Genomic DNA, 11,649 nt, shown 5'->3' on the forward strand with positions numbered 1-11,649 from the left:
ATGCTGCGGGTGGCCCGGTTCACGCCGCGGCCGGGCTGTGGAACCAGACGGCCCGCATCGACGCCAGACGCGCAGCAACAGCCGGCGGAACAACCCGGGCCTCAGCCCGGACGACACCCTCGACATCCTCCGACACTGCCACACACCCCCTCACCCATCCCGCCCCGACAGTCCAGGAAAAGCTACAACCCGCAACCGACAACACCCACCCCAACGGCCAAAGTGACCGCACGTCAACGCGCCACCGGAAGACTACGACCCCCCACTGACAAACCGACACCGCGACAGGGACCGGCCAGACGGCGAAGGAACCTCCGCCGCTACGCGGCTCCCGCGCCGAGAATGAGCAACCCGGACGTGAAAGACCCGGCTTGCCCTCAAGAATTCCGGTCAACGCACCGAGCACCGTCGTGAACGCGGCACCGTACATGCTCACGGCCGTCAGGACCCGGCCCGGTGGCCCGTCGGCTGAGACAACAAGCAGGGGACGCGACCGGGTCATAGGCACGCAGAAAGTGCCTTCCTGCTGGGACGGCAGAGACTTCTGACAGCCTCGTCATCCCAACTCAGAAGGCACGTCTGCGTTTCCGCTCGTGATCCGGACCCGAGACCGGGCGAAACCCGTGGGTCAGCGCATGAGCTTCACCGCGGCGACCACCAAGGGGTCCAGCCCGTCCGCTCCGGCGTCGACGAACTCGAACAGCCGGGTGCGCATGCGCGGGTCCCAGAACCTGCCTATGTGTCCTGCGACCGCCTCGGCGGCCCGTTCACCCGGCAGGTGTCCGAGGTTCGCGGCGATGTCGTTTGCCATCCTGCGTTCCGGTGGCGCGCCGACTGCCATCTCAGTCCACCACCGTGAGCAACTCGTTCTCGGCGGGTTGCGTGTCGCTGTGCTGGAGCGGGTGCGCGAGGCCGACTTGGACCGCGGTCACCTTGTATTCCGGGCAGTTGGTCGCCCAGTCCGAGTTCTCCGTGGTCACCACGTTGGCGCCGGTCACGGGGTGGTGGAACGTGGTGTACACGACGCCGGTCGGCATCCGGTCGGAGATCTCCGCGCGCAGCGTCGTCTGCCCGACACGGCTGGCCAGCGTCACCATGTCACCGTCGGTGATGCCGCGCACCTCTGCGTCGTGGGGGTGCAGCTCCAGGATGTCCTCGGGATGCCAGGCGACGTTGCCGGTACGGCGGGTCTGCGCCCCGACGTTGTACTGGCTGAGGATCCGCCCCGTGGTCAGGACCAGCGGGAAGCGCCGGGTGCTGCGCTCGTTCGTCGGCACGAAGGAGGTGACCACGAACTTGCCCTTGCCGCGGACGAACTCGTCCACGTGCATGACGGGCGTCCCCTCCGGAGCCGACTCATTGCACGGCCACTGGACGCTACCGAGCTTGTCCAGCACCTCGAAGGACACGCCGGTGAAGGTCGGCGTGACCGAGGCGATCTCGTCCATGATCTGACTCGGGTGGTCGTAGGCCATGGGGTAACCCATGGCGGTGGCGATCTCGCTGACGATCTGCCACTCGTGCTTGCCCGTCTTCGGCTTCATCACCGCGCGCACCCGGTTGATCCGGCGTTCGGCGTTGGTGAACGTGCCGTCCTTCTCCAGGAAGGATGCACCGGGCAGGAAGACGTGCGCGAACTTGGCCGTCTCGTTGAGGAACAGGTCCTGCACGACGACCAGTTCCATGGCCTCGAGCGCGGCGGTGACGTGCTTGAGGTTCGGGTCGGACTGTGCGATGTCCTCGCCGTGGACGAACAGGCCCCGGAAGGTCCCGTCGATCGCCGCGTCGAACATGTTCGGGATCCGCAAGCCGGGCTCGGCCAGGATGGTGCCGCCCCAGAGCTTCTCGAACACATCGCGTACCGCGTCGTCGGAGACATGCCGGTAGCCGGGCAGCTCGTGCGGGAAGGAGCCCATGTCGCACGAGCCCTGCACGTTGTTCTGACCGCGCAGCGGGTTCACTCCGACACCGTCACGGCCGATGTTGCCGCACGCCATCGCGAGATTGGCCATTCCCATGACCATGGTCGAGCCCTGGCTGTGCTCGGTGACGCCGAGGCCGTAGTAGATGGCCCCGTTGGGTGCCGCCGCGTACAGCCGGGCGGCGGCCCGCAGTTCCTCGGCCGGTACGCCACTGATCTCCTCGGTGGCCTCCGGGCTGTTCTCCGGGCGGGCGACGAACTCCGCCCACTCGTCGAACCCTTCGCACCGTTGCGCCACGAAGCCCAGATCGGCCAGGCCCTCGGTGACCACCACGTGCGCCATGGCGTTGACGACGGCGACGTTCGTGCTCGGCTTGAGCTGGAGGTGGTGCGCGGCCTCGATGTGCGGCGAGCGCACCAGGTCGATACGGCGCGGGTCGACCACGATGAGCTCCGCGCCCTCACGCAGCCGGCGCTTCATCCGGGAGGCGAACACCGGGTGCCCGTCCGTGGGGTTCGCCCCGATCACCATGATCACGTCGGCCTCGGCGACCGAGCGGAAGTCCTGGGTGCCGGCCGACTCGCCGAAGGTCTGCTTGAGCCCGTATCCCGTCGGGGAGTGGCAGACCCGGGCGCAGGTGTCGATGTTGTTGTTGCCGAAGGCCGCGCGCACCATCTTCTGTACGACGTAGACCTCTTCGTTGGTGCAGCGCGACGAGGAGATGGCGCCGATCGAACTCGGTCCGTACCGCCCCTGGAGCTCGCGCATCCGCGTGGCGACGGTGCCGATGGCCTCGTCCCACTCGACCTCGCGCCATGGATCGGTGATCTTGTCGCGGACCATGGGCTTGAGCACCCGGTCGGGGTGCGAGGCATAGCCGAAAGCGAAGCGGCCCTTCACGCAGGAGTGGCCCTCGTTCGCGCCGCCGTCCTTGTGGGGCACCATCCGCACCAGTTCGTCGCCGCGCAGCTCGGCCTTGAACGAGCAGCCGACACCGCAGTACGCGCAGGTGGTGATCACCGACCGGGTCGGCATGCCGAGTTCGACCACCGACTTCTCCTGGAGCGTCGAGGTCGGGCAGGCCTGTACGCAGGCCCCGCAGGAGACGCACTCGGAGTCCATAAAGCTCTCGCCGGCGCCCGCCGAGACCTTGGAGTCGAAGCCGCGCCCCTCGATGGTCAGCGCGAACGTGCCCTGCACCTCGCCGCAGGCCCGCACGCAGCGGGAGCAGGCGATGCACTTGGACGCGTCGAAGTCGAAGTACGGGTTGGACGTGTCCTTCTCGGCGTCGAGGTGGTTCTCGCCCTCGTAGCCGTACCGGACCTGCCGCAGCCCGACCACGCCGGCCATGTCCTGCAGCTCGCAGTCGCCGTTGGCCGGGCAGGTGAGGCAGTCCAGCGGATGGTCCGATATGTAGAGCTCCATGACGCCCTGGCGGAGCTTCTCCACCTTCGGCGTCTGGGTACTCACCCGCATCCCGTCCGCCACCGGCGTGGTGCAGGACGCCGGGGTGCCCCGCCGGCCGTCGATCTCCACCACGCACAGCCGGCAGGAGCCGAACGGCTCGAGGCTGTCGGTGGCGCACAGTTTGGGGATGTCGATGCCGGCGAGCGCGGCGGCGCGCATCACCGACGTGCCCTCCGGCACGCTCACCGGCAGCCCGTCCACTTCCACCGAGACCGTTGCCTCGCCGGACCTCTCCGGGGTGCCGAAGTCGGGTTCCTTGAGGAGTGTCATGCCGTGCCCTCCGTCCTTGCGCCACTCGCTTGCGTGGGTTGGATCTCCTGGCCTCGGTCGCGAGCGAGGAAATCGTCAGGGAAATGAGTGATGGCGCTGCGTACGGGCATCGGCGTCAGGCCGCCCATCGCACACAGCGAGCCATCGGTCATCAGGTCGCACAGATCCTCGAGCAGGGCAAGATTCTCGTCCCGTTGCTGACCGGCCACGATCTTGTCGATCACCTCGACGCCACGCACGGAACCGACCCGGCACGGTGTGCACTTGCCGCAGGATTCCTCGGCGCAGAACTCCATCGCGAAACGAGCCTGGGCGGCCATGTCGACGGAGTCGTCGAACACGACGATGCCGCCGTGGCCGACCATCGCGCCGACGGCCGCGAATGCTTCGTAGTCCATCGGGAGGTCGAACATCGACGTCGGCAGGTAGGCGCCGAGCGGCCCGCCGACCTGCACCGTACGCACCGGGCGTCCGGAGAAGGTCCCGCCGCCGTAGTCCTCGACGAGTTCGCGCAGGGTGACGCCGAACGCCGTCTCCACGATTCCGCCGTGCGCGATGTTGCCACCGAGTTGGAACACCTGGGTGCCGCGCGACCGCTCGACGCCGAGTTCCTGGTACGCCTTCGCCCCATTGGCGAGGACGGTTGGCACGGTGGCCAGTGTGAGGACGTTGTTCACCACGGTCGGTTTGCCGAACAGGCCCTCGATCGCCGGGATCGGCGGCTTCGCGCGGACTGTGCCCCGCTTGCCCTCCAGGCTCTCCAGCATGGAGGTTTCCTCGCCGCAGATGTACGCACCGGCGCCGACGCGGATGTGCAGATCGAAGTCGAGCGCGGAGCCCAGGATGTGTGTCCCGAGCCATCCGTGCTCACGCGCGATTTCGATCGCCGAGCGCATCGTGGCCACCGCATCGGGGTACTCCGAGCGGATGTAGATGTAGCCCTCGCTCGCACCGACCGCGTGTGCGGCGATCGTCATGCCCTCGATGAGCATGAAGGGGTCGCCTTCCATGACCATGCGGTCGGCGAAGGTCCCGCTGTCCCCCTCGTCGGCGTTGCAGCAGACGAATTTCAGCTCGTCGGTGCACTCGAGCACGGTCTTCCACTTGATGCCCGCCGGGAATCCCGCGCCGCCACGGCCGCGCAGTCCGGATTCGGTGACCTCCGTGACCACGTCCGCAGGTGCGCGCTCCAGCGCCGCACGCAGCCCGACCAGGCCGCCGTGCCGCAGATAGTCCTGTGTCGACAGGGGGTCGGTCACGCCGACCCTGGCGAAGGTGACCCGCGTCTGGCGTGCCAGCCAGGGCAGTTCGTCCACGACGCCGAGCCGCAGCGGATGGTCCGCTCCGTCAAGCATGCCCGCGGCCAGGAGGCCCTCCACGTCCGAGGGGGCCACCGGTCCGTAGCCGACGCGGCCGTTCGGCGTCGCCACCTCGACCAGCGGCTCCAGCCACAGCATGCCGCGTGATCCGTTGCGCACCACGTCGATGGCGAACTCTCCGCTAGCGGCTGCACGTTGCAGGGCGTCCGCGACCTTGTCCGCGCCGACGGACCTGGCCGCCGAGTCGCGGGGGACGTAGACCGTCACTGCGGAGTCCGAAGAGACCTTCATCATGAGACCGTCCCATTGAGGATCGAGCCCAGCTGGGCCGTGTCCACTCGTCCGTACAGCCGACCGTTCGCCTCTACCGACGGTCCGAGAGCGCAGTTGCCGAGGCAGAAGACCTGCTCGACGGTCACCGAGCCGTCCGCGGCCGTTTCCCCCAGGGACAGTCCGGCCTCGCGGACGTAGCCCACCAGGTTGTTGGCACCCAGGGCCTGGCATGCCTCGGCACGGCATATCCGCACCGTGGTGTGCCCCGCCGGCTCGCGGCGGAAGTCATGGTAGAAGGTCACCACTCCGTGGACGTCCGCCCGGGAGAGGTTGAGTTCGTCGGCGAGCACCGGAATCGCCTCTTGGGGCACATAGCCCAACTCGGCCTGAATGGCGTGCAATATAGGAAGCAGCGAGCCGCGCTGACCGCGGTGACCAGCCACGACCGCCTGGACCACGTTCTCGACCGTCACGTCACTCCTGCTGATCGTCATGATCGCTCCGCCTTCCGTCATGCGCGGGAGTATGAGCGCGAGATTCTGACTACCGTCCGACAAGATCGATTCACGCACATATAGGCCCCTTGACCTCTTCTGCGGATGCGCGGGGTCCGTGACCGACGAACAGAGCCGCTTCGCTCCCAGCGATGCTGGCGGTAGATAGACTGAGACAATACCGCATACAAGCTTCTGTATACAGAATCCCGTACGACTTTTACGAGACCAGCGCCGACGCATCCGATCTCGACAAGCGGCCAGGGTCCTGATTCAGCCACGGCCATCACGGTGGCGGCGAGGTCTTGGCACATGCCACCAGCACACGGCATCCTGCATACCAAAACCTGTACGTTGGGGCCTGCCGCCGGACTCGGCGGCCACCACTGGCAGAGCTGTCGGCCCCACGGGCTCGGTGGCAGAACGGGGGAACCATGGACGAGGCCCTGACGGCCGCGGCATCCCGCCGCGTCGCTCGCCCGGCTCCGCTGCGCCAGGCTGTGTACGACGCCCTGATCGAACTGATCATCAACGGCTCCCTCAAACCCGGCCAACACCTGGTCGAGGCCGAGCTCGCCGAACACCTCGGAGTGAGCCGCCAGCCGGTACGCGAAGCCCTGCAGCGACTGCAGACCGACGGCTGGGTCGACCTGCGCCCGGCCCAGGGCGCCTTCGTCCACTCCCCCACCGAGGAAGAGGCCACCCAACTCCTCAGCGTCCGCGCCGTACTGGAAACCCACTCGGCACGCGGCGCCGCCCAGAATGCGAAACCCGAAGACGTCGAACAGCTCTGGGCGCTGCAGCAGGAAGGCGTCGACGCGCTCGCCGACGGCGACGTCGAACGCCTGGTCGCGGCCAACACCGCTCTGCACGCCTTCATCACCTCCGTAGCCGGCAACGCCGTACTGGCTGAGCTGATCTCGCAGGTGACCCGGAGGGTGCGCTGGTACTACATGCCCATCGCCAAGCCCCGCGGCAAGGACGCCTGGAACGAGCACGCCCAGCTCATCGAGGCCATCGCCAAGGGCGACGCCGACCGCGCGAGCGAGATCATGCGCAAGCACACCGAACGCACCGGCGAGTACCGGAAAGCGATCGCCGCAGCGGCAGGCCAGGACTGACCGGACCGGGCCACCGCGGACGGCACCGCCGGTCTTCCGGCGATGCCGTCCCTTCGGCGTCAGCCCTCGATTCGTGGCCCTGCCACCCGCCGACCGGATTCAAGACGATGCAAGGGAATCAGTAGGGCGGCGAGCCGGCGCAGGGGAGGCGGCGGCCACCGCGGGGTGGATGGCGGCGGCGCCGACGGCGGCCTGCAGTTCGAGCAGCCACGGCAGGACGGTGCGCAGCACGATGTCTAGCCCTCCGCCGTCCGGTCCGAGCATCGCGTCGGCGGGGACAAGGACCGGGTCGGCGAAGACAGTGGAGGTCGCGCTGCCGGACGGCCCTCCCCCGTCGGGTCGGGCTGGGACGAACAGGTCGGAGGCGTGTGCGGGGACCATCCAGAGAGTCAGGCCGTCCTGTACGGCAAGCGACCGGGAGGACCAGACGTAGCTGTCGGCCTCTCCAGCCGCGACCACCTCGTGTTTGCGGGCGCGCAGGGCGACCACGTCACCGGAGCGGGCAGCGGTGGAGCGGGGTGCCCAGGCCTGGGCCTGCCCGCCCCGCTCGCCGGGGACACCCTCGGCCAGAGCGAGGCTGCTGAGGTGGCGTCCGGCGGCGATCTCGCCGCGGACCCAGGGGCTGCCGTATGACTCGAGGACGGCGACCGCCGCATAGTGGGACTGGAGCACGGCCCCGGTTGCCGGGCAGGCGCGGGCGACCCGCGCCACCACCTCGGCGGCGTCAGGCAGACCCAGCCCGCCGCCGCCGAGGTCTGCGGAGGCGGTGAGTCCGAGCAGCCCGGCGTGGCCGAGGGCCGTCACCGAGCTACGCGGAAACCTCCCCTCCCTGCCGATCTTTTCGGCCGAGGGCGCGATGACGCTGCTCAGGACGTGAGAGAAAGCGGTGCGATACGACACTGGTGACCCCCTCGGGAGTGGTTTCTGGTCTGACGTCAGGCGTGGGGCGGCGGGCGGGTAGAGCGCATATGAGGGGAAGTTGCCGTGCAGGCGCACACCAGCAGGATGATTGCATACAGTATGCCGACCCTCTTTCGAATGCGCCAGGGGCCAATTTCGATCCAGGTGGTCTGGACCAGCTGATACTTGCCGTCCAGGCGTCCGTTCTTGGAGGTCCTCAACCACCGTTTGAGGGTGGGGTGTTCGATCAGTGCGCATGTCCCGCGCTGGGCCCGGCCGCCGAGGCCGCTGCGCCGCCTCAGCTCAGCCTCGTGCGGGGATTGGATGCCGTCCCGGGCGCGGCGGGTGGTGCCGACGCGTCGGCGATGCGCTTGCCCTCGAGCTCGGGCGAGGTGAGAACGTTGCGATCCTCCGCCCGTACGGCGGCGAGCACCGCCGCCACGTGTCACGCTCGGTCGTCTCATGGTTTACGGTCATCGGTCAGATCACTCCCTGCGCCTTGAGCAGCGGCAACTCCTCGTGGGAGAGGCCGAGTTCGCCAAGGTAAATCTCTTCGTTGTGTTCGCCGAGCAGCGGGGAACGTTCCACCTCGACAGGGGAATCGGACAGTTTCAGCGGGCTGCCGACCGTGACGTACGATCCGCGCTCCGGGTGCTCGACCTTGACAACGATCTCGTTGGCAGCTAGTGAGGCGTCCTCGATGATCTCCTTGGTGGACAGGATCGGCCCGCACGGGATGTTGTGGTTGTTGAGCGCCTCCAGCACCTGCCACTTGGGGAGGGTGCGGGTCCACTCCTCGATCATCTGGAACATTTTGCCGAGCTTCGGCAGACGGGCCTCGGGGGTGGCCCACTCGGGGTCATCGGCCAGCTCGGGCCGGCCGAGGAGCTCGGCGATCGGCTGCCAGCCAACGGGCTGCACAATGACGTACACGTAGTCGTTCGGCCCGCCCGGCGCGCACTTGACCGCCCAGCCCGGCTGGCCGCCGCCACTCGCGTTGCCCGAGCGCGGCACCTCGTCGCCGAAATCCTCGTTCGGGTACTCGGCCAGCGGCCCGTGTGCGAGCCGCTGTTGGTCGCGCAGCTTCACCCGGCACAGGTTGAGCACGGCGTGCTGCATCGCGACATTCACGCGCTGGCCGCGGCCGGTGTGGGTGCGCTGGTACAGGGCGGCGAGGATGCCGGCGACAGCGTGCATGCCGGTGCCCGAGTCGCCGATCTGCGCGCCGGTCGCCAGCGGCGGCCCGTCCTCGAAGCCGGTGGTCGACATGGACCCACCCATGGCCTGGGCGACGACCTCGTACGCCTTGAAGTTGGTGTACGGGCCGTCACCGAAGCCCTTGATAGAGGCGTAGACGATGCGCGGGTTGATCTCGCGGATGCGGTCCCAGGTGAAGCCCATACGGTCGACCGCGCCCGGGGCGAAGTTTTCCACCATGATGTCGGAGCGGCGGATCAGCTCGGTGAGGATCTCCTTGCCGCGCTCGGTCTTGGCGTTGAGGGTGACGCTGCGCTTGTTGCTGTTGAGCATCGTGAAGTACAGGCTGTCGGCGTCCGGAAGGTCGCGCAGCTGCTTGCGGGTGATGTCCCCGGTCGGGGCCTCGACCTTGACCACATCGGCGCCGAGCCACGCGAGGATCTGCGTCGCGGACGGGCCGGACTGCACGTGAGTCATATCGAGGACGCGCACACCTTCTAGAGCCTTCGTCATGATCGCCACCTCACTTGTACATGGTCTGGTTCATGGTTCCGGGGACGTAGGCGTCCGGTGGATGCTGCCGGACGTGCCAGGAGTGGTGCTCGCGGTCGACTGCGCCCCACCGCCTGCAGCGGGGTCGCTCTCGGATCGCGCCAGCTGTCCTCAACTCCTCGCGGTTACGCACGGGGTCGCCCAGCTCCGTGCGTGGTGGCAACCATCGCGCCCCCAGACCCCATATCGTAGACTGTATATCGTATGCAGTCCCACTCCCCTTATGGTTGCGGCAGACGCAATGGATGTCCAGGGGGATGCCGGGAAGATTTCACTTCAGGGACCTCATGTCCTCCGACTCCGTGGAGCGGCTACGCGGTGCGGCGCCCCCACTTGGGGCCAGCCTCGGCCCACTCCTGTTCCCACTTCGCTTCGCGGCGCCGGTCCAGCCGGAACTGTACGGCCCGGCGGCCGCCCACCACGAGCAGGCAGACGCCGGTCGCGGCGAGCGACCCGATCACGACACCCAACCCCGCGGCCTGACCGGAGTTGGCCGGGGGATCGTGGAGGGCACCGCGTCCACCCAGCCACACAGTGGTCCGGGTCCCGGCCGGGCGGTCCGCCGGCACCAGGGCCTTGCCCGTACGGGAGGAGCGGTCGGAGGCTGTCCAGCGCACGGTCGCGCGCACCCGGTCACCCTTCGAAGCGATGTACAGGTCGCTGTTCGAATCCATGGAGACGTTCCGCGCCGCGGCGGGGGCGTTCTCGGTCAGCACGGCGGAGATAGCGCGCAACTCCTGGCTCTGCCGCACTGCGGCCCCCTCGACGCCTACCGCAGTGACCACTCCGACCACCGGCGCACCGACGGCCAGCAGCAGGCTGGCGGCCAGGACCGCCCACGCCTCCGCCACATCCGAGCTTCGCTTGAGCGGATTGCGCCGCCAGCGCCAGAGCCTCAGCTTGGTGCCCTTGGTGCCCTTGGTGCCCTTGGTGCCCTCGGTGCCCTTGGTGCCCTTGGTGTCCATCACCGCACCCCCTTCGCTTTAGTAAGAGTTTGGCTGGTCGAAAAGGGTTCCGAAGTTGCCGGTCAGCGCCTCGACCAGGGCAGGGATCTTGGGCCGCATGCGGGCCATGGCCATCTGGGCCAGGGCGTGGATGTCGCGTTCGCCGTCGATGAACGCGGTCAGCATCGCCCGCCCGGAGACGCCGAGGATGTCGGTGGCCACCGCGGAGAGCTTGATGCCGGCGTCCTCCAGCTCCTTCTCCAGCCTCTGGCCCTCGCGGCCGAGTTCCGCCGCGAGGGTGGAGCGGTCTCAGTCAGGGCGAGGGCGGCTTCCCCGCGGACTCACGGACCTGGGTCCGAGCACCTCGGCGGCGGCCGCCCCCCGGGGCCAGGTCTGTCGAAGTTGACATCCTCCCCCGCCTATGGGCGGGGGATTCCAGCGGTCGCCCGCTGGGTTTCCTGCTTCACCGACGACTGCCCCGTCCGGGAGGACTCCCGTTGAGGTCTTACACCGTCTCCACAGGCAGACACGGCCAGCCCGGCCGCGAGAATGTTCTTCGCCGCGTTCACGTCGCGGTCATGCACCGCGCCGCAGTCGCACGTCCACTCCCGGACGTTCAGCGGCAGCTTCGCCCGAAGCGTCCCGCATGCCCCGCACAGTTTCGAGCCGGGGAACCACCGGTCGACCACCACCAGGTCACGCCCGTACCAGGCGCACTTGTACTCCAGCATCGACCGCATGTCGCTCCACGCCGCGTCGGAGATGGCACGGGCCAGCTTGTGGTTCGTGACCATGGTGCGGACGGTCAGGTCCTCGATCACGACCGTTTGGTTCTCACGGACGAGTCGAGTGGTCAGCTTGTGCAGGTAATCGCGGCGCCGGTCGGTGATCCGGGCATGGACCTTGGCGACCTTCAGACGGGCCTTGGCCCGGTTCGCGGAGCCCTTCTCCTTGCGCGACACCTCCCGCTGCGCCTTCGCGAGACGGGCCCGGTCGCGGCGCTCGTGACGCGGGTTGGTGATCTTCTCCCCGGTGGACAGGGTCATCAGGGAGGCGATCCCGGCGTCGATACCGACCGCCGCCGTGGTGGCCGGGCCGGGGGTGATCATGTCGTCGCACAGCAGCGACACGAACCAGCGCCCTGCCGCGTCCTGGGACACGGTCACCGTGGACGGTGCCGCGTCTTCGGG

Annotated in this window: 9 protein-coding genes and 1 pseudogene; 1 reads left to right on the forward strand and 9 read right to left on the reverse strand. The window is 68.3% G+C overall.

Features of this window, described 5'->3' with window-relative positions:
* Positions 1 to 628 precede the first annotated feature (628 nt).
* The 4 genes from EFK10_RS23865 to EFK10_RS23880 are packed head-to-tail and all read right to left on the reverse strand — an operon-like array spanning position 629 to position 5,766.
* On the reverse strand, positions 629 to 811 hold the full coding sequence (locus EFK10_RS23865) for a formate dehydrogenase subunit delta (RefSeq protein ID WP_127357680.1): 183 nt from the start codon (positions 809 to 811) through the stop codon (positions 629 to 631).
* 31 nt (positions 812 to 842) lie between these two features.
* Entirely contained in the window at positions 843 to 3,659 is a 2,817-nt protein-coding gene (gene fdhF, locus EFK10_RS23870; protein ID WP_127357681.1) for a formate dehydrogenase subunit alpha, read from the reverse strand.
* The gene (locus tag EFK10_RS23875; RefSeq protein WP_206305566.1) at positions 3,656 to 5,272 is read right to left on the reverse strand and encodes a formate dehydrogenase beta subunit; all 1,617 of its coding nucleotides are present in this window, start codon (positions 5,270 to 5,272) and stop codon (positions 3,656 to 3,658) included. The genes fdhF and EFK10_RS23875 overlap by 4 nt, the downstream gene beginning before the upstream one ends.
* Positions 5,269 to 5,766 (reverse strand): NAD(P)H-dependent oxidoreductase subunit E, encoded by a 498-nt coding sequence (locus EFK10_RS23880; protein WP_240677430.1) that lies wholly within the window; start codon positions 5,764 to 5,766, stop codon positions 5,269 to 5,271. The genes EFK10_RS23875 and EFK10_RS23880 overlap by 4 nt, the downstream gene beginning before the upstream one ends.
* 413 nt (positions 5,767 to 6,179) lie before the next feature.
* On the opposite strand from EFK10_RS23880, the gene EFK10_RS23885 reads away from it, so the two are divergent.
* On the forward strand, positions 6,180 to 6,866 hold the full coding sequence (locus EFK10_RS23885) for a GntR family transcriptional regulator (protein ID WP_127357682.1): 687 nt from the start codon (positions 6,180 to 6,182) through the stop codon (positions 6,864 to 6,866).
* A gap of 99 nt (positions 6,867 to 6,965) precedes the next feature.
* Here EFK10_RS23885 and EFK10_RS23890 read toward each other — a convergent pair whose 3' ends face one another.
* From EFK10_RS23890 to EFK10_RS23910, 5 genes and pseudogenes are all read right to left on the reverse strand, one after another.
* A complete protein-coding gene (locus tag EFK10_RS23890; protein WP_127357683.1) occupies positions 6,966 to 7,766 on the reverse strand; it encodes an acyl-CoA dehydrogenase family protein in 801 nt (266 codons plus the stop codon).
* A gap of 480 nt (positions 7,767 to 8,246) precedes the next feature.
* On the reverse strand, positions 8,247 to 9,476 hold the full coding sequence (gene frc / locus EFK10_RS23895) for a formyl-CoA transferase (protein ID WP_127357684.1): 1,230 nt from the start codon (positions 9,474 to 9,476) through the stop codon (positions 8,247 to 8,249).
* 350 nt (positions 9,477 to 9,826) lie between these two features.
* Entirely contained in the window at positions 9,827 to 10,480 is a 654-nt protein-coding gene (locus EFK10_RS23900; RefSeq protein WP_127357685.1) for an Rv1733c family protein, read from the reverse strand.
* Positions 10,481 to 10,531: 51 nt separating this feature from the next.
* A pseudogene (locus EFK10_RS48825) lies at positions 10,532 to 10,747 on the reverse strand (IS110 family transposase); the annotation flags it as partial.
* A gap of 131 nt (positions 10,748 to 10,878) precedes the next feature.
* Positions 10,879 to 11,649, reverse strand: a 771-nt coding sequence (locus tag EFK10_RS23910) for an RNA-guided endonuclease TnpB family protein (RefSeq protein WP_164836135.1), incomplete at its 5' end; no start/stop codon positions are given.

This window comes from Streptomyces soli (genome assembly GCF_003999195.1).
In the GTDB taxonomy this organism is placed as follows: domain Bacteria; phylum Actinomycetota; class Actinomycetes; order Streptomycetales; family Streptomycetaceae; genus Actinacidiphila; species Actinacidiphila soli.